Annotated in this window: 17 protein-coding genes; 9 read left to right on the plus strand and 8 right to left on the minus strand. The window is 58.7% G+C overall.

What is annotated here, in order from left to right:
* Window positions 1–2 precede the first annotated feature (2 nt).
* The 6 genes from C1Y42_RS06885 to yeiP form a co-directional block, all read right to left on the minus strand.
* Window positions 3–1,811 (minus strand): extracellular solute-binding protein, encoded by a 1,809-nt coding sequence (locus tag C1Y42_RS06885; protein WP_104093085.1) that lies wholly within the window; start codon window positions 1,809–1,811, stop codon window positions 3–5.
* Window positions 1,812–1,876: 65 nt separating this feature from the next.
* Complete coding sequence (locus C1Y42_RS06890; protein ID WP_104093086.1) at window positions 1,877–3,442, minus strand: cyclic di-GMP phosphodiesterase; 1,566 nt, start codon at window positions 3,440–3,442, stop codon at window positions 1,877–1,879.
* A gap of 227 nt (window positions 3,443–3,669) precedes the next feature.
* Window positions 3,670–4,245, minus strand: coding sequence for a bifunctional murein DD-endopeptidase/murein LD-carboxypeptidase (gene mepS / locus C1Y42_RS06895; RefSeq protein ID WP_031280047.1), 576 nt, complete (start codon window positions 4,243–4,245; stop codon window positions 3,670–3,672).
* Window positions 4,246–4,759: 514 nt separating this feature from the next.
* Complete coding sequence (locus C1Y42_RS06900; RefSeq protein WP_104093087.1) at window positions 4,760–5,467, minus strand: phosphatase PAP2 family protein; 708 nt, start codon at window positions 5,465–5,467, stop codon at window positions 4,760–4,762.
* Window positions 5,468–5,512: 45 nt separating this feature from the next.
* On the minus strand, window positions 5,513–6,487 hold the full coding sequence (locus C1Y42_RS06905; RefSeq protein ID WP_058769931.1) for a GTP-binding protein: 975 nt from the start codon (window positions 6,485–6,487) through the stop codon (window positions 5,513–5,515).
* 99 nt (window positions 6,488–6,586) lie between these two features.
* Window positions 6,587–7,159: an elongation factor P-like protein YeiP gene (gene yeiP / locus C1Y42_RS06910; RefSeq protein ID WP_031280049.1), complete on the minus strand. Its 573-nt coding sequence runs from the start codon at window positions 7,157–7,159 to the stop codon at window positions 6,587–6,589.
* A gap of 152 nt (window positions 7,160–7,311) precedes the next feature.
* Here yeiP and C1Y42_RS06915 point away from each other — a divergent pair, with 152 nt between their 5' ends.
* The 4 genes from C1Y42_RS06915 to fruA all read left to right on the plus strand — a co-directional run bounded on the left by C1Y42_RS06915 (window position 7,312) and on the right by fruA (window position 11,623).
* Window positions 7,312–7,566: a YkgJ family cysteine cluster protein gene (locus tag C1Y42_RS06915; RefSeq protein WP_104093088.1), complete on the plus strand. Its 255-nt coding sequence runs from the start codon at window positions 7,312–7,314 to the stop codon at window positions 7,564–7,566.
* Between the two features lie 277 nt (window positions 7,567–7,843).
* The gene (fruB, locus tag C1Y42_RS06920; RefSeq protein WP_058769932.1) at window positions 7,844–8,974 is read left to right on the plus strand and encodes a fused PTS fructose transporter subunit IIA/HPr protein; all 1,131 of its coding nucleotides are present in this window, start codon (window positions 7,844–7,846) and stop codon (window positions 8,972–8,974) included.
* Window positions 8,971–9,909, plus strand: coding sequence for a 1-phosphofructokinase (fruK, locus tag C1Y42_RS06925; RefSeq protein ID WP_021509266.1), 939 nt, complete (start codon window positions 8,971–8,973; stop codon window positions 9,907–9,909). The genes fruB and fruK overlap by 4 nt, the downstream gene beginning before the upstream one ends.
* A gap of 16 nt (window positions 9,910–9,925) precedes the next feature.
* Window positions 9,926–11,623, plus strand: coding sequence for a PTS fructose transporter subunit IIBC (gene fruA, locus C1Y42_RS06930; RefSeq protein ID WP_021509267.1), 1,698 nt, complete (start codon window positions 9,926–9,928; stop codon window positions 11,621–11,623).
* A 70-nt stretch (window positions 11,624–11,693) separates the two neighbouring features.
* Here fruA and nfo read toward each other — a convergent pair whose 3' ends face one another.
* Together nfo and C1Y42_RS06940 are read right to left on the minus strand one after the other, a co-directional pair.
* Window positions 11,694–12,539 (minus strand): deoxyribonuclease IV, encoded by an 846-nt coding sequence (gene nfo, locus C1Y42_RS06935; RefSeq protein ID WP_021509268.1) that lies wholly within the window; start codon window positions 12,537–12,539, stop codon window positions 11,694–11,696.
* 56 nt (window positions 12,540–12,595) lie between these two features.
* Window positions 12,596–13,642, minus strand: a complete 1,047-nt coding sequence (locus tag C1Y42_RS06940; protein WP_021509269.1) for a YeiH family putative sulfate export transporter — start codon at window positions 13,640–13,642, stop codon at window positions 12,596–12,598.
* 106 nt (window positions 13,643–13,748) lie between these two features.
* Here C1Y42_RS06940 and C1Y42_RS06945 point away from each other — a divergent pair, with 106 nt between their 5' ends.
* The 5 genes from C1Y42_RS06945 to C1Y42_RS06965 all read left to right on the plus strand — a co-directional run bounded on the left by C1Y42_RS06945 (window position 13,749) and on the right by C1Y42_RS06965 (window position 18,634).
* The gene (locus C1Y42_RS06945; protein ID WP_058757253.1) at window positions 13,749–14,126 is read left to right on the plus strand and encodes a YkvA family protein; all 378 of its coding nucleotides are present in this window, start codon (window positions 13,749–13,751) and stop codon (window positions 14,124–14,126) included.
* Window positions 14,127–14,135: 9 nt separating this feature from the next.
* Window positions 14,136–15,002 (plus strand): DNA-binding transcriptional regulator YeiE, encoded by an 867-nt coding sequence (gene yieE / locus C1Y42_RS06950; protein ID WP_104093089.1) that lies wholly within the window; start codon window positions 14,136–14,138, stop codon window positions 15,000–15,002.
* A 136-nt stretch (window positions 15,003–15,138) separates the two neighbouring features.
* The gene (locus tag C1Y42_RS06955; RefSeq protein ID WP_021509272.1) at window positions 15,139–16,605 is read left to right on the plus strand and encodes an amino acid permease; all 1,467 of its coding nucleotides are present in this window, start codon (window positions 15,139–15,141) and stop codon (window positions 16,603–16,605) included.
* A 161-nt stretch (window positions 16,606–16,766) separates the two neighbouring features.
* Entirely contained in the window at window positions 16,767–17,846 is a 1,080-nt protein-coding gene (locus C1Y42_RS06960) for an iron ABC transporter permease (RefSeq protein WP_058757255.1), read from the plus strand.
* Window positions 17,846–18,634 (plus strand): ABC transporter ATP-binding protein, encoded by a 789-nt coding sequence (locus C1Y42_RS06965; protein ID WP_021509274.1) that lies wholly within the window; start codon window positions 17,846–17,848, stop codon window positions 18,632–18,634. Before C1Y42_RS06960 ends, C1Y42_RS06965 begins: the two co-directional genes overlap by 1 nt.
* Window positions 18,635–18,665: the final 31 nt, after the last annotated feature.

Below are 18,665 nucleotides of genomic sequence, written 5' to 3' on the forward strand. Positions count from 1 at the left end.
CCTCAGCGTCGATCGGCCGGTAAACGACCGGCTTTGTTCACATCGTACCACCAGTTTTCCAGCCCGGTGGCAAACGCCGGTTTAATCTGCGGATGGGAAAACTTGTCCCACCAGGCCAGCCGCTGCTCGGCGTTGTACCACATCGGAATCATGTAGGCGTTCCACAGCAGCAGGCGATCCAGCGCCTGACCGAGCGGCAGCAGCGCTTTTTCATCGCCCTGATGCGCCACGATCTGCTGCACGAAATGGTCGACCAGCGGATCTTTTACCCGCGCGGTGTTCCACGATGAGCTGATGTAATCCGACTGCCAGACATATTGCAGGCTGGTGGAGGGCCACGGCATCGCCTGATAAAGCGACGGAATCATGTCGTAATCGCCTTCGCGCAGCCGGCGCAGATATTGCGAACTGTCCACCTGACGCAGCGTCATCGTAATGCCAAGCCGTGCCAGGCTGTGCTGGAACGGCAGCGCCCAGTCGTTCTGAGAACCGCTGCGCAGCAACAGTTCAAACTGAAACGGCTGGCCGGTTTTCACGTTCACTAGTTGCTGATTTTTGATCTGCCAGCCGGCCTGCTTCAGCAGCGCCATCGCCCGCAGCAAATTGTTGCGGTCAAAGCCGCTGCCGTCAGAGTGCGGCGGCGCGTAGGTGTTGTTAAAGACCTCGGCAGGCAGCTGCGCCTTGTAGGGCGCGAGCAGGACCAGCTGATCGGCGTCAGGATAGCCTTTGGCGGCGTAAGCGGTGTTCTGGAAGTAGCTGTCGGTCCGCTTGTAAGCGCCGTAGAACAGCGCTTTGTTCATCCACTCAAAATCAAACGCCAGCGTCAGCGCCTCGCGCACGCGGCGGTCGGCAAACAATGCTTTCTCGTTATTGAACGCCAGCCAGCGCGTGTCGGTGGCGACGTCATTCGGCGTGGTGGCTTTCACAATGGCGTGGCTGGTGAAGTTGCGCCCGCGATATTGTGTGGCCCATTTCTTCGCCGAACCCTCCTCGCGCAGATCATAGGCACCGGCCTTAAACGCTTCAAAAGCCACGTTGTCATCGAGATAGTAGTCGTAGCGCAGGGTATCGAAATTAAAGCGACCGCGGTTCACCGGCAGATTGGCCGCCCAGTAGTTCTTCACCCGACTATATTGGATGAACTGGCCGGATTTGTACGAAGTGACGCGGTAAGGCCCACTGGCGAGCGGCGGATAGCCAATCGGCTCATTGAATTTTTTGTTCTGCCAGAATTTTTCCGGCAGCACCGGCAGCGTGATCCAGCTCAGCACCAGGTCTTTATCCGGTTTGGGCATCTCAATGCGCACTGTCAGCCGGTTCAGCGCTTTCACCTGCACGCCACGAAACGCCACGCGAAACTGCGGCACGCCTTCGGTCATGAATTTGCCGAAGGTGAAGGCGACATCCTGCGCGGTGATCGGTGTACCGTCCTGAAACTGCGCGTGCGGATTGATAGACACTTCCATCCAGTGATAATCGCTGGGATAGCGTGCTGATTCGGCGATCAGCGGATAGTAGCTGCCGGGCTCATCGTCTGAGGTGGTAAACAGGCCGTCGTACAGCGTGTCAGTGCCGATACCGGGGTTGCCGCGCGACGCATAGCGGTTGAAGTTGTCGTAAGTGCCCACCACGGCGAGGGTGATCTTGCCACCTTTTGGCGCCGCCGGATTGGCGTAATCATAATGGGTGAAGTTGACCGCGTATTTCGGTTCGCCCAGCTTCGCAAAGGCATAGCTTTCATGGATAGTGACCGCGTGCGCCGGCGCAATGGCGCTGCACATCAGTAGTGCTGTGGCAAGACGAAGCAGCATAAGTGGGGCGCTCTCCTGTGATAATCCGCACTGTATGGTAGCAGTTTCATGCGCGGTACGTGACGTTAACCCAAACTGGCCTGGCTCTGATAGTAGCTGATCAGCTTTTCCGGGCGCAGCGGGCGGCTAAACAGATACCCCTGCAGATGTGTGACGCCCCGGTTAACCAGCCAGGCCGCCTGGTCGCCGGTTTCCACGCCTTCCGCCACGGTTTTCAGGTTGAGTTTCTTTGCCAGCAGCAACACGGTGTCAAGTACCGGCGAGGTTACGGTTTCGGTGCCGATACTCTGCACAAAGCCGCGATCGATTTTCAGGTAGTCGAACGGATATTTTTCCAGGTAGATCAGCGCGCTATGGCCAGTGCCGAAATCATCGATGGCAATCTTGAAATTGTGTTCATGCAGCCAGGCGAAGATTTCGCCGGCGTTCTTCTCCCGCACCATGGTGCGCTCAGTGATTTCAAATACATAGTTAAAATGATCGGCGGGCATACTGGCGATCCACGCTTGCACGTCGCGGCGAAAACTGGCCGATGCCAGATGCTGCGGTGACATATTCAGACTGAGACGGGTGCCGCGCGGCAGTTGCTGACAGAGAAAACGCGCGTCGCGCGCTACCAGGCTGAACAGATGTTGGGTCAGAGGAATAATCAGGTTCTGCGCTTCGGCGTGGCTGATAAATACATCGGGTGGGATCATGCCTTCAACCGGGTGAGTCCAGCGCAGCAGCGCTTCAACGCCATAGGGTTTGCCGTTGTGTGCCGTTACCAGCGGCTGATACTCAACGTGAAACTGACCGCGCCGGATGCCGAGCAGGATTTCACGTCCCGGTCGCTGATGCAGCGACAGCAGCAGCCAGCTGATTGCGGCAACCAGCAGCGCCAGCAGCAGGCCGGTCAGCAACGCCAGCGTGTAATCGCGTGAGGCCAGCGTGCTGCCGTAAAGCACAAAGCGCATGCTGCCGTCATCAAGCGTCAGGTCGGTGAGGGCGGGCGGCAGATCGCGGCTGCGCACCACCTGGCTGGTGCCGCTGAGCAGCGCGCTGTCGCCTGCCACCAGCGCCATGCGCGTGATTTCGGGATGGTAAGAGGCCAGCAGCTGGTAAGGCGTCATGCTGAGGTTCATTGTGGCGAGGATGCCGGTTTCGCTCGCTCCTGGACTTTTCAGCCACAGCGCCAGCGCTGGCTTGGCGGGCTGCAGCGGTGTGCCGGGCAGCAGGCGGACGTCACGGTCGCGCTCCAGCTCTGAATCGGGTGAAATGGCGCTGGCGGCCAGCAGAAATGCGCCGGTAGCCGAAGAGCAGTAAGCGTTGCCGTCGCGTACCAGTAATATCGCGCGAATGTTGCCGGCAAAGGCGGCGCGAGAGGTCAGCTCACGGTTGACACTGTTGCAGCTGAGTTGAGTGTATTGCTGCAGTGGATAAAGGCTCTCGACCAGGGTTGACATCACCTGTTGCAGATCGTCACGGCTGTGAGCCAGCAGCTGCTGGTGTTGCTGGACGCGTTTTTGCCAGGTCAGCGTGAGCAGGACGGTGACAAACAGGATAAAAAACGCGACCCCAATAATTACGCTACTCCAGGCGATGCGCCGCGAGTAGCTGGCATGACGATTTAACGTCCCCGACAGTGGCATGGAGTTGGTTCCCCTGATCTTGCCCTTTTTGTTATAAAAACGCATACAACTGTGCTGGTTCAAGGCAACGAGAATATAACGAGGCTGCGCGAAAAGTCTCGTTATATTTTTGATTCACAATTACTTTTTCCGCCATGGATTTGGCTTAAGCAACCGCAGACGAAAAAAAACGCTGCCGGGGCAGCGTTTTCAGATTCTCTGGCTGAGAACATCAGGAAGGAAGGGGGTTAACTGGGGTTTTTTGCCAGTACCCGACGCGCTTCGCGGTAGCGGTTTTTCCAGTAACTGTCGTTAAGGCTGGAAATCATCACGCCGCTGCTGGTAGACGCGTGTACAAAATTGTCGTTGCCGAGATAGATGCCGACATGGCGACCGGTGGAGCCGGCGCGGAACAGCACTAAATCACCCGGACGCAGTTTACTGCGTGAAATCTCTTTACCGCTGTCCTGCTGTTCCGATGTGGAACGCGGCAGCTCTAAACCAAACTGTTCGCGAAAGGTGCGCTGAACAAAAGCAGAACAGTCAATGCCGCGTTTGGTGTCGCCGCCTAAGCGATAACGCACACCTTTCCAGTCACTGTACTGCTCCATGATGCGGGACTTAACGTCCACGTTCTGCACCATTTGTTCAAATTCGTCCTGAGACGCCTGAAGTAAAAAACCATTCTGGTTGTTAACTTCATGATTCTCGTTATTCGCGTTCTGACCGTTATGGGTACTGCTACATGCCGATAAGAGGGTTGCTAATGCTACTGCGGGAATAATCCGCCTGAGGTATCTCAGAATTGGTTGAGACTTGACCATTGTACGTGTTTTCCTTCGATGTCCTTACGACAGAATGTCGCCAGCCAGATGACAAAACGGGTTGAGATTAATAAGTGCGACCCTCTAAGACAATTCCTTAATTACTAAAATGTGTTAATGCACACATTTTTGTTGCTTAAGGTACCGAATTTTATGCTGCACGGTAGTAATCGGAGTTGAGGTTAACCGATTACAGAACGCGTGGCGAGTGCTTTTATATAAATTTTTATAGGTTTTTTTGATGTGAAATCAATCTGTAACACAACGGTTACTTTATCAACAACTGGTAGCGATTTAAGCGTCAATTAACGGCAGGAATAGCGGCTAATTCTGGCGCTAAGGGAGATTTTAAGAGGGTTCTGACTGGACAGGCCAGGAATAACGCCATTGTCAGACAATTTGACGCATAGGTTTTTCTTTTATCAGAAAACGCTTAGTCCGCTAATAGTTTATTGCAGGATTAAATAAGCGCAGGCGATCTTAAATACAGGGAATAATCGCCCGCGCTAAACTATTACGCCTGGGGTTTATATTTTCCGGGCAGCGAACGATAGAGCCAGTTCACCAGTTTGTCGCTGGCCGGTGTTAATAACCACCAGCTCAGGCCCACCAGCACCACCGACAGCGAACCGACCGCGATATCGGTAAACCAGTGTGCGCCTGCCATTACGCGCGGCAGGGAAAAGACCACCACAATCAGCAGGCCCATCAGGAAGGCGCGGAAGCCGAAATAGCGCCACATAAAGCAGGCGAAGATAATCAGCATCATGCCGTGGTCGCCGGGGAAGCTGTCTCTGGACGCATCTTTTGCCGGAATACCGGTCAGTTCGCTGACGCGATGCACGTTATCAAAGAACAGCGTCGGGCTGGCATGCTTAACCGGCAGCAGGTGGCCCAGTTGGTTAAGAATCACCGCCGTCAGCAGCATGGTGATACCAATCGCCAGCATACGACGTCGGCCCTGCGGCGTTTCGCGGCGCCAGAACCACAGATAGAGCAGGCCCATCGCCAGCAGCGACACCGCATCAAAACCGCGGAAATTGGTGATCGCCACCAGCAGCGCAAAGCCGTGATGGTCGACCATCTGGTCGTTAAAGCCAAAAAAGATGCCTTTGTCGAGAGCGAACCAGAACCCGTGCTCCGGCGGCAGATACCACGACATAAATAGCATCACACCCAGCGCATTCAGCAGCAGGATGGTGATCAAACGAGTAGTGCGCATAAAAGTAACTCAAAAAGAAAAAAATAACGGGCAAACCTACCGCAGCTAATTTAAACGAATCTTCAACAGGGCAGTCTGCAAGGCATTCCAGTCGGCGGCCTGATGGTGGATCAATTCGATACGGCTATCCGGCGGCGTGACCGGGCGCGTTTCGATGAACAGGTCTTCGCCCTGACGGTTAATGCTGACCAGACCGTCAGCGGTACGCAGCACGCCTTTCACGCGATCCACCGGCGCAAGCCGCGCCCACTCTAAAGCCGGAATGGTATCGAACACCGTGTCACCATCGAAAATCCAGCCACAGGAAGCATAGCCCTGACCTTCATTTAACGCACGACGCCAGCGCGCTTCGCCTTCCAGTTTTAGCGCCGCCAGCCCCTGCGGACGTGACGAATGATGATGATGCGCGGCATCGGGTACCGCACGATCCGCCAATGCCGGCTGACTCAGCAACGCCGGATCAATGTTGCCCCAGCTGGCTTCCACCAGTTGACGGTCGCCCAAATGCTGCTGCTGCCAGCTCGCCAGCCGCTGACGATCTTCCGCATCCCACTTGTCGCTTTTGTTGGCGATGATGATGTCTGCGGCGATCAGCTGGTCGCGAAAGTTTTCATTCTCCGTGACGCGCGTATCGGCTAACTGACGCGGATCGAGCAGCGTCAGCGTGGCGTCCACGCGGATCCACGGCTGATATACCGCTGCGCGCAGCATATTCAGTAACTGTTTGGGATGGCCAAGGCCGGTGGGTTCGATAATCAGGCGGTCCGGCTGAGTCTGCTTCAGCAGCATATTCAGCCCAACCTGCAGCGGCAGGCCGTTAACACAGCACATGCAGCCGCCGGGGATCTCTTTCAGCGTGGCGCCGCGGTCGGCGAGCAGGGCGCCGTCAATGCCGATCTCGCCAAACTCGTTGACCAGAATGGCCCACTTCTCATTGGCCGGTTTGTGCGCCAGCAGATGTAACAGGGTGGTGGTTTTACCGCTACCGAGAAAACCGGTAATCAGGTTCACGCGCGTCATGATTTACTCCGTTAAAATAGCCGCGCCGGACAACCGCATCCGGCGCGCAGGCTGTTGTTATACTATAACAATCAACCGCCGCCGGAGAAAATCGTGCGCTTAATCGGCGCGTCCCATATAACGACGCTCGGCAATATGGATACGGATGCGATCGCCATTGCTCAGGTACTCCGGCACCTGAATCGACAGCCCGGTGCTCATGCCCGCCGGTTTGGTGCGCGCACTGGCGGATGCCCCTTTGATGCCAGGTGAGGTATCAACAATCTCCATGTCTACCGTCTGCGGCAGTTCCAGCGCCAGCACCTGACCATCCATGGTGAGCACCTGGATACCGGGAATGCCGCCTTCCGGAATAAAAAGCAGCTCTTCTTCGATCTGATCTTTTTTAAAGCTGTACGGCGTGTAATCTTCGTCATCCATAAACACGTATTCGTCGCCGTCGATGTATGAGAAGGTCACCGCGCGGCGGCTGAGCTGGATGGCATCAATAATGTCGTCACCCTTGAAGCGCTCTTCAACTTTCAGGCCGGTGCGCACATCGGTGAAACGCATCTTGTACAGCGTGGCGGCACCGCGCGCGCTTGGGCTCTGGACATCGATATCCTTCACCAGCAACAGTTTACCGTTCCAGGTGACGGCCATTCCTTTTTTGATTTCGTTTGCCTTTGGCATAATGCTTGACTCGCTATAACCAGGTAGATGCGCGCCAACTTACTCGCGCGGTGAAAAACAGGCAAGTGAGGCCGGTGAAAATTGTTGGTCGCGCATAGAATTCCGCGGTGCAGACTGCTATTGTCGGCCGCTAATCTTTGCAGGAGCGCATGATGTTATGTCGAGACCAGTGCGGTGCCTGCTGCACAGCCCCCTCCATCTCTTCCCCCATTCCGGGTATGCCTGACGGCAAACCGGCCAATACCCGCTGCGTTCAGCTCGACGAACAGCAGCGCTGCAAAATTTTTGGCTCGCCGCTGCGTCCGGCGGTGTGTGCCGGTTTACAGCCACAGGTGGAGATGTGCGGCAACAGCCGCGCCGATGCCATGATCTACCTGCTGCAGCTGGAAGCCGATACCGCGCCCTGAGTTTAAGCTGACGCGAGCTGAACAGCACGCTCGTCACAGGTACCGCGTTACAGCAACGCGTCAGCGCGCCCGCTGTGAAAAATCCTAAATCCGCCGCGAAGTGTGCGGAGCATCAAAAATCTGCTACGCCGATTGCGCATTTTCTTGCCTGTAATCGGGGGCTGTACCATATTCCCTGAAACGTTTCAGCGTTGTCCTCCCGGCTAAGTCCGTGTCGCACAGCGTATTTTTTCGCCATCAGGCTGAAACGATTCACTTTCAGCAAGCGAGGAGAAATATGTTCCAGCTCGAAGTTCAGGCCATTCACACCGGCGCCAGCGCGTCCGATAAAGAACAGGCCATTCGTCAGGTTGCCGCTGCGCTTACCGCGGCCGGAAATGTGGCCGAAGGCTACGTCGACGGCATGCTGGCGCGCGAACAGCAAACCACCACCTTTCTCGGCAACGGCATCGCCATTCCGCACGGCACCACCGATACCCGCGATCTGGTGCTGAAAACCGGCGTGCAGGTTTATCAGTTCCCGCAGGGCGTGGACTGGGGTGATGGCCAGACGGCGTACGTCGCCATCGGCATTGCCGCCAAATCTGACGAGCACCTCGCGCTGCTGCGCCAGCTGACCCACGTATTAAGCGATGACAGCATCGCTGAGCAGCTGAAATCTGCCTCTGCTGAAGAGCTGCGCGCGCTGCTGATGGGTGAAAAGCAGGCCGCTGAATTCCAGTTCGATACGTCGCTGATCGCCACTGACGTGGCCGCCAGCGATCTGATGACGCTGCAGGCGCTGAACGCCGGTCGTCTGCAGGCGGCCGGTGCCGTTGACGCCAGCTTTGTCGCGGACGTTGTCTCGCACGCGCCGCTCAGCCTCGGTCAGGGCATCTGGCTGAGCGACAGCACGCACGGCAACCTCAACAGCGCGGTGGCAGTGAGCCGCAGCGCGACGCCGCTGACACATCAGGGCGAACCGGTAGCGCTGCTGCTGACGGTCGCCGCCACCGATCAGCGCCCGCTTGAGGTGCTGGGCTACCTCAGCAATCTGCTGCTGAACAAGCAGGCTGAACGCCTTCTGAAGGCGGACGCGGCAGGTATTCTCGCGCTGCTGACCAGCGAAGTTGATGAAGCTGCGGACGTCTTAACCGCGGAATTCACCATCCGCAACGAGCACGGTCTGCATGCGCGTCCGGGCACCGCGCTGGTGAGCGTGATCAAGCAGTTCAACAGTGATATCACCGTGACCAATCTCGACGGCAGCGGTAAGCCGGCTAATGGGCGCAGTCTGATGAAGGTGGTCGCGCTGGGCGTGAAGAAAGGCCATCGTCTGCGTTTCACCGCCAGCGGTGACGATGCGCAGCAGGCACTGCACGCTATCGAAGAAGCCATTAATAGCGGTCTGGGCGAGGGGGCAGCATGAGTCGTCGCGTTGCCACTATCACCCTGAACCCGGCGTACGATCTGGTCGGCTACACGCCGGAGATCGAGCGTGGCGAAGTTAACCTGGTCAAAACCACCGGGCTGCACGCTGCGGGTAAAGGCATCAATGTCGCCAAAGTGCTGAAAGATCTCGGCATCGACGTCACCGTCGGCGGCTTCCTCGGCAAAGAGAATCAGGACGGCTTTCAGCAGCTGTTCAGCGAACTCGGCATCGCTAATCGTTTTCAGGTGGTGCAGGGCCGTACCCGCATTAACGTTAAGCTGACGGAAAAAGACGGCGACGTCACCGACCTCAACTTCTCGGGCTTTGACGTCACGCCACAGGACTGGGACCGCTTCACCGCCGACTCGCTGACCTGGCTGGGTCAGTTCGATATGGTGTGCGTCAGCGGCAGCCTGCCAGCCGGCGTTGCGCCGGACGCGTTCACCAAATGGATGAGCGATCTGCGCACCCACTGCCCATGCATCATTTTTGACAGCAGCCGTGAAGCGCTGGTGGCCGGTCTGAAAGCGGCACCGTGGCTGGTAAAACCCAATCGCCGCGAGCTGGAGATCTGGGCTGGACGCAAGCTGCCGACGCTGCAGGATGTGATTGACGCCGCGCACCAGCTGCGCGAGCAGGGCATTGCCCACGTGGTGATCTCCCTCGGTGCGGAAGGCGCGCTGTGGGTCAATGCCTCTGGCGAATGGATCGCCAAACCGCCTGCGTGTGAAGTGGTCAGCACCGTAGGCGCCGGAGATTCGATGGTTGGCGGCCTGATTTATGGCCTGCTGATGCGGGAATCCAGTGAACACACGCTGCGTCTGGCGACGGCGGTGGCGGCCATGGCCGTCAGCCAGAGCAACGTCGGCGTGACCGATCGTACCCAGTTGGCCGCGATGATGGCGCGCGTCGACTTACAACCCGTTAACTAACAGCAGGAGAGCGATAATGAAAACGCTGCTGATAAAAGATTCGTCACTCGGCCTGGCATCGGGCCATTTAGCCTCGGAACGTCTGCAGGCGGCGGCAGGGCAGGCAGGACTGACGCTGGTCGACAGCGCCGCGGACGCCGAACTGGTGCTGGTGATTGGCCAGCAGGTTACCGACAACGCGCAGCTCGCCGGCAAGTCCGTTGCCCTCGTGGACGTGCAGCAGGCGCTGCGCGATCCGCAGGCCGCGCTGGCGCTGGCTAAAGATGCGGCGCAACCGTGGCAGCCGGCTGCGGCAACCCCGGCGGCAAGCGCACCGGCGCAGAGCACCGGGCAGAAACGTATTGTGGCCGTCACCGCCTGTCCGACCGGCGTGGCGCATACCTTCATGGCAGCCGAGGCGATTGAGGCGGAAGCCAGCAAGCGCGGCTGGTGGGTAAAAGTGGAAACCCGCGGCTCAGTCGGCGCCGGCAACCCGATCACCCCGGAAGAAGTGGCGGCGGCCGATCTGGTGATCGTTGCGGCGGATATTGACGTTGATCTGGCGAAGTTTGCCGGCAAGCCGATGTACCGCACCTCCACCAGTCTGGCGCTGAAGAAAACCGCACAGGAGCTGGATAAAGCGCAGGCGGAAGCTAAAGTCTGGCAGCCTTCCGGCAACCAGGCGGCAGCCAGCCAGAGCGACAGCAAAGAGAAAGCCGGTGCCTATCGGCATCTGCTGACCGGCGTATCTTATATGCTGCCGATGGTGGTCGCCGGCGGTCTGAGCATTGCGCTGTCATTCGCCTTTGGGATTACCGCGTTTAAAGAGCAGGGCACCTTAGCCGCGGCGCTGATGCAGATCGGTGGCGGCAGCGCCTTTGCGCTGATGGTGCCGGTGCTGGCGGGCTTTATCGCCTTCTCGATTGCTGACCGTCCGGGCCTGACGCCGGGTCTGATTGGCGGCATGATCGCCACCAGCATCAACGCCGGTTTCCTTGGCGGCATCATCGCCGGTTTCATCGCCGGTTACGCCGCGAAACTGCTAAGCAGCAAAGTGAAGCTGCCGCAAAGTATGGAAGCGCTGAAGCCGATTCTGATCATTCCGCTGGTGGCCAGTCTGATTACCGGCCTGCTGATGATTTACGTGGTAGGCAAACCGGTTGCCGGCATCATGAGCGGCCTGACCAGCTGGCTGGCGAACATGGGCACCGCTAACGCGGTCCTGCTGGGCGCGATTCTGGGCGGCATGATGTGTACCGACATGGGCGGTCCGGTGAACAAAGTGGCTTACGCCTTTGGTGTTGGTCTGTTGAGTTCGCAAACCTACGCGCCGATGGCCGCGATCATGGCGGCCGGTATGGTGCCACCGCTGGCGATGGGGCTGGCAACGCTGGTAGCGCGTCGTAAGTTCAATAAAGGTCAGCAGGAGGGCGGTAAAGCCGCGCTGGTACTCGGCCTGTGCTTTATCTCCGAAGGTGCCATTCCGTTTGCGGCGCGAGATCCGATGCGCGTGCTGCCATGCTGTATCGTGGGTGGCGCAGTGACCGGTGCGATCTCCATGGCGATGGGTGCCAAACTGATGGCGCCGCACGGCGGGCTGTTCGTCCTGCTGATTCCAGGCGCCATTACCCCGGTGCTGGGTTACCTGCTGGCGATTGTGATTGGTACGCTGATTGCGGGTCTGGGCTATGCGATTCTGAAACGTCCGGAAGAGGAACTGGCCAAAGCCGCGTAACGGCAGCCAGGAACAACAAAGGGAGCCGCGGCTCCCTTTTTTTATTGGCGACAGGCCCCGGTGAAACCCGTTACGCCTGCTGCTCGGCCTTCAGCCAGGCAATTTCATCCTTCCAGATATCCGGATTGATGGTTTCGAGAATCATCGGGATACCGTCAAAACGCGCATCCTTCATCAGCCAGCTAAACGCGGTCTTGCCAATGTTGCCCTCGCCGAGGCTGTGATGGCGATCCACGCGGCTGCCGAGCGTACTTTTAGCATCGTTGAGGTGCATACCGCGCAGATACTGGAAGCCTACCACGCGCTCAAACTCGGCAAAGGTGGCTTCACAGTCGGCTTCGCTGCGTAAATCATATCCGCCAGCGAAGGCGTGGCAGGTGTCGATGCATACGCCGACGCGCGATTTATCCTCGACGTGGTCAATAATCGCCGCGAGGTGTTCAAAGCGGAAACCGAGGTTGCTGCCCTGACCGGCGGTATTCTCAATCACCGCTACCACGTTGTGGGTTTTATCCAGCGCAATGTTGATCGACTCGGCGATGCGCTTCAGGCAGGCATCTTCATCAATCTGCTGCAGGTGGCTGCCGGGATGGAAGTTGAGCAGCGTCAGACCAAGCTGTTCGGCGCGCTGCATCTCATCGATAAACGCCTCGCGCGATTTCTCCAGCGCGTCCATCACCGGATGGCCGAGGTTAATCAGATAGCTGTCGTGTGGCAGGATTTGCGCGGCGCTGAAGTTGTACTGATCGCAGGCGGTTTTAAAAGCGTCGATCACCTGCGCAGAGAGCGGCGCGGCTTTCCACTGGCGTTGATTTTTAGTGAACAGCGCAAAGGCTGTGGCTTCGATTTCATGGGCCCGGATCACTGCCTGGTCTACGCCGCCGGATGCGCTTACGTGTGCGCCGATATATTTCATGCCGCTCTCCTGAATGGGCGATTGCTGATGCAAAACGCCCATGATAGCGGATGCGCTTACGCCATGAAATGTTGCACCAGCACATTCAGTGCGCCGCCGCCGAGAATCAGCCAGATAAACATCAGCAGACCGAGCAGCAGCGGTTTGACGCCCGCCTGCTTCAGCGCGCCGAAACGGGTGGTTAAGCCCAGCGCCGCCATCGCCATCGCCAGCAGCAGATTCGCCAGCTGATTCAGTCCCGTTACCACCGGCGGTGGCAGCAGATGCAGCGAGTTAAACAGCGCCACCACAATAAACAACAAGGCAAACCACGGAAAGCGGATCGGCTGCTGTGCCTGACGCTGGTGGCTGCGCTGGCGCTGCAGCCAGCTGCCGAGGATCAGCAGAAACGGTGCCAGCATCATCACCCGCAGCATCTTGGCGATCACCGCCGTGTTCTCCGTTTCCGCGCCCATCGCATGGCCAGCCGCCACCACCTGCGCCACTTCGTGCAGCGTCGAGCCGGTAAAGACGCCAAAGTGCTGCGCGCTGACCTGCGGCAGCAGCGTCCAGAGAAACGGGTACAGCACAATGCCGACGGTGCCAAACAGCACCACGGTGGCCACCGCGACCGCCACTTTCGACGGTGCGGCTTTTATCACCGGTTCACTTGCCAGCACCGCTGCCGCACCGCAGATGCTGCTGCCGGCACCAATCAGCCACACGGTTTCACGATCCATTTTCAGTACACGGATACCGATCAGGCAGGTGATCAGAAAGGTTGAGCTCAGCACCAGCACATCAATCAGCACGCCGCTGACGCCGACATCGGCGATCTGCTGCACGGTGATGCGGAAGCCGTAAAGAATGATGCCGAGTCGCAGCAGTCGCTGTTTGGCCAGCAGTACTCCACTGTCGCACGGGGTCGCAACGCGGGGATACAGGCTATTACCCAGCACGATGCCGATAATGATGGCCAGCGTCAGCGCGCCGAATCCCGCGCCAGCCAGCCACGGCTGACTGGCCAGCCACGCGGCACCTGCGGCGATGGCGGCGGTCAGCAGCAGTCCCGGCAGCCAGCGATGAACATGAAAAGGGGTTTTGTTGACGCTTAGTTCAGCCATAATACGCTTCTCCTCAGTGAGGCTTTAGCGTGCGCCTGGCTGGCTTAAAAGTGAAATTGATAATATATTTATAATCAACCGGAATAAGTGATAAGGAAGGGCAACAATGTTCATGCGCTTGCGCCGCTGGGCGAAGCTCATCAAACGGGACGTGCTGACGCTGTGGTTTGCCTGTCGCGATCCGCGTACGCCGTGGTGGTTTAAGCTGCTGGCGTTTGGCATCGTCGCTTATGCGCTCAGCCCCATCGATCTGATTCCGGACTTCATCCCGATTATTGGCCTGCTGGATGACGCGATTATCATCCCGCTTGGCGTGATGATCCTGCTGCGTCTGCTGCCGCGCGACGTGCGCATCAGCAGCGCCGAACGCGCCGAGGTGCAGCGGGCGCGCGGCAAAAAGATCGTCAGCTGGAGCGGCCTGATTCTGATGCTGCTGATCTGGCTGGCGGTGGTGATCTATCTGGTGAAGCGGTACGCCATGTAAGGAGCACGCATGCACATTACGCTGCGTCAGATTGAAGTGTTTACCGAGGTGCTGAAAAGCGGCTCCACCACGCAGGCCTCACAGGTGCTGGCGCTGTCGCAGTCGGCGGTCAGCGCGGCCCTGGCCGATCTGGAAAGTCAGCTCGGCGTGCAGCTGTTTGACCGCGTCGGCAAACGGCTGGTGCTCAACGAGCACGGCCGGCTGCTCTATCCGCGTGCGGTCGGGCTGCTGGAGCAGGCGATTGAGATCGAACAGCTGTTTAAAGAAGACAACGGAGCGATTCGCCTGTTTGCCAGCAGCACCATCGGCAACTATCTGCTGCCGGGGATGATCGCCGCGTATCGCCGTGATTTTCCCACGCTGCCGCTGGAGCTGAGCGTCGGCAACAGCCAGGACGCCATCAATGCGGTGGCCGATTTTCGCGTCGATATCGGCCTGATTGAAGGGCCGTGCCATGAGCCGGATATCATCAGCGAACCGTGGCTGGAAGATGAACTGGTGGTGTTCGCCGCGCCGGATGCGCCGCTGTTACAGCAGCCGGTGACGCTGGAGACGCTGGCCGCTGCGCCGTGGATCCTGCGCGAGCGCGGTTCCGGTACGCGTGAGATTGTCGATTACCTGCTGCTGTCGCACCTGCCGCAGTTTCAGCTGGGGATGGAGTTAGGCAATTCGGAGGCGATTAAACACGCGGTGCGCCACGGCATGGGCATCAGCTGCTTATCGCGCCGGGTGATTACCGATTTGCTGGAGGCGGGCACGCTGACGGAAGTGCCGGTGCCCCTGCCGCGCCTGTCGCGCACCCTGTATCGCATCCATCACCGGCAGAAACATCTGTCGAAAGCGCTGAGCCGCTTCCTCGCCTATTGCCGGGAATAGCTGCGGTGTGCCCTGTGCTGTGGCTAATAATTCCCGGCCGATTATGAAGGTAACTAATAACCCGAGGCGAATGCTATACAGTGCAGGCTTTGCTGCTACAATCGCGCCTTATTTTTATCCAGCATAGCGTTTACACATGCATAATGACTCAAAAACAACACAACAACCTGGGCTGCGCCGTGAATTAAAAGCGCGCCATCTCACCATGATCGCCATTGGCGGTTCTATCGGCACCGGCCTGTTTGTCGCCTCGGGTGCCACTATCTCTCAGGCGGGTCCTGGCGGTGCGTTACTCTCCTACGCGCTGATCGGCCTGATGGTCTACTTCCTGATGACCAGCCTCGGCGAACTGGCGGCGTTTATGCCGGTCTCCGGTTCCTTTGCCACCTACGGCGCCAAATATGTCGAAGAGGGCTTTGGCTTCGCGCTGGGCTGGAACTACTGGTACAACTGGGCGGTGACCATCGCTGTTGACCTCGTCGCCTCACAGCTGGTGATGAACTACTGGTTCCCGGACACGCCGGGCTGGATCTGGAGCGCGCTGTTCCTCGGTCTGATGTTCCTGCTCAACTATATTTCGGTCAAAGGCTTCGGCGAGGCGGAATACTGGTTCTCACTGATCAAAGTCGCCACCGTTATCATTTTTATTGTGGTCGGTGTGCTGATGATTACCGGCATCCTGCGCGGCGCAGAAAATGCTGGCTGGCACAACTGGACGGTGGGAGATGCGCCGTTTGCCGGCGGGTTTGCGGCGATGATTGGCGTGGCGATGATTGTCGGCTTCTCTTTCCAGGGCACCGAACTGATCGGGATTGCCGCCGGTGAATCAGAAGACCCGGCGAAGAATATCCCGCGCGCGGTGCGCCAGGTGTTCTGGCGCATTCTGCTGTTCTATGTGTTCGCGATCCTGATCATCAGCCTGATTCTGCCGTATACCGATCCGCAACTGCTGCATAACGATGTCACCGATATCAGCGTCAGCCCGTTCACGCTGGTGTTCCAGAATGCCGGTCTGCTGTCCGCGGCGGCGGTGATGAACGCGGTGATCCTGACGGCGGTGCTGTCGGCGGGTAACTCCGGGATGTACGCCTCAACGCGCATGCTGTTTAACCTGGCGCAGGAAGGCAAGGCACCGCGCATTTTTGCGAAGCTGTCGAAAGGCGGCGTACCGCGCAATGCCCTGCTGGCGACCACGGTGGTGGCAGCGCTGTGCTTCCTGACCTCGAAATTTGGCAATCAGGAAGTGTACCTGTGGCTGCTGAATACGTCAGGGATGACCGGCTTTATCGCCTGGCTCGGCATTGCTATCAGCCATTATCGCTTCCGCCGCGGCTATGTGGCGCAGGGGCTGAATCTGGCCGATCTGCCTTACCGCTCCGGCTTCTTCCCGCTGGGTCCGATGTTTGCGTTCGCGCTGTGTCTGATCATTACGCTGGGGCAGAATTATCAGGCATTCCTCGCCGATCGCATCGACTGGTACGGCGTAGCCGCAACTTATATCGGCATTCCGCTGTTCCTGGTGATCTGGCTGGGCTATAAGCTGACGCGCGGCACCCGCTTCGTGAAATACAGCGAGATGGAATTCCCCTCCTTTAAGCAGTAATGCCTGACAACGCGGCCACGGCCGCGTTTTTTTTGCGATCTATTACGCTATGCAAACCTGGCGCAAACCATTCGGGCTTTGTTACAGAGACAGCATTGATAATTATTATCACCTGCTCTATTGTGGCAGCCGTTATAAGGCGACAGGAAACAGGTAGAACAATGCGTAGTACGGACTCCGCGCTGGTGGCGGAACATGGCACCGAAGCCGATACCCTGACCCGTTATCGTCAGGTTCTGCGTCAGCGACTGCTGCTGATTGGTGTGCTGGTGCTGGCGATCCTCGCTTCAGTTATCCTCGATTTCACCCTTGGCCCGGCCGGCCTGACGCTCGACACGCTGTGGCAAACGCTGCTCCATCCCGCAGCGGTGGACGCCGGCACGCGCGTGATCGTCTGGGACATCCGTCTGCCGTATGCGCTGATGGCAGTGGTGGTCGGCTTCTCACTCGGCCTCGCCGGCGCTGAAATGCAGACCATCCTCAATAACCCGCTGGCCAGCCCGTTTACGCTCGGCGTCTCGTCGGCAGCGGCGTTTGGTGCCGCGCTGGCAATCATTCTCGGCATCGGTATTCCCGGCGTGCCGGACCAGTGGCTGATCTCCGCCAATGCCTTTGTCTTCGCCTTGTTTGCCGCGCTGATGCTGGATGGCATCACGCGCTGGACCAAAGTCTCAACCTCCGGCGTGGTGCTGTTTGGCATCGCGCTGGTGTTCACCTTTAACGCCCTGGTTTCGATGATGCAGTTCATCGCCAGCGAAGATACGCTGCAGGGCCTGGTGTTCTGGACCATGGGCAGTCTGGCGCGTGCCTCATGGGAAAAACTGGGCGTGCTGAGCGCCGCCTTTGCCATCCTGCTGCCGTTCTCGATGCTCAGCAGCTGGAAACTCACGGCGCTGCGCCTGGGTGAAGATCGCGCGGTGAGCTTCGGCATTGATGTGCGGCGTCTGCGGCTGGCGACGCTGTTGCGCATCAGCATTCTCTCAGCGCTGGCGGTGGCATTCGTCGGCCCGATCGGCTTTATCGGCCTGGTCGCGCCGCACATTGCGCGCATGATGTTTGGTGAAGATCACCGCTACTATCTGCCGGCCAGTGCGCTGACCGGCGCGCTGGTGCTGTCGCTGGCGTCGGTGGCCTCGAAAAACCTCATCCCCGGCGTCATCATTCCGGTCGGCATCGTCACCTCGCTGGTGGGCGTGCCGTTCTTTCTCAGCATTATTCTGCGGCATCGGGGGACAGTGTGATGGAGCAGGGCTTACGCGTCAGCCACTTTTACGCCGGTTACCCGAAGCGGAACGTCATCGACGATCTCAATGTCACGCAGCTGCCACGCGGCAAAATCACCGTGCTGCTGGGGCCCAACGGCTGCGGCAAATCGACGCTGCTGCGCGCGCTGGCCGGTCTGAGCAAAGGGCAGGGCGAGCTGTGGCTCAACGGTGAAGAGCTGATGAGCCAGCCGTTTGCCCGGCGCGCGCAGCGCGTGGTCTATCTGCCGCAGACGCTGCCAGCCGGTGTGCATCTGCACGTGCTGGAGTCGATCATCGTGGCGCAGCGTGCCTCCGGTGGATTACACAGCGCCGCCAGTGAAGCGGAAATCATGCACCTGCTGGAGCAGCTGGGCATTGCCCACCTGGCGATGCGTTATCTCGATCAGCTGTCCGGTGGCCAGAAGCAGCTGGTCGGGCTGGCGCAGTCGCTGATTCGCCGTCCGGAACTGCTGCTGCTGGATGAACCGCTCAGCGCGCTGGATTTGAATTATCAGTTCCACGTGATGGATTTGGTGCGGCGCGAAACCCGGCTGCGCAACATGGTGACGGTGGTGGTGGTGCATGACATCAATATCGCGCTGCGTCATGCCGATCACGCGCTGATGCTGAAGCAGGGGCAACTGCTGGCCGACGGTGTGCCGTCGCAGGTGATTACGCCGGAGACGCTGGCGCAGGTGTATGGCGTGCGCGGCCGCATTGAGCACTGCTCACAGGGCATGCCGCAGGTAATGATTGATGGGCTGGTGGCGGAATCGCTGGCCTGACGCCAGACACGTTCTGCCCCTCAGCATCAGA

This window comes from Pantoea sp. ICBG 985, from assembly GCF_002928365.1.
GTDB classification, from domain to species: domain Bacteria; phylum Pseudomonadota; class Gammaproteobacteria; order Enterobacterales; family Enterobacteriaceae; genus Pantoea; species Pantoea dispersa.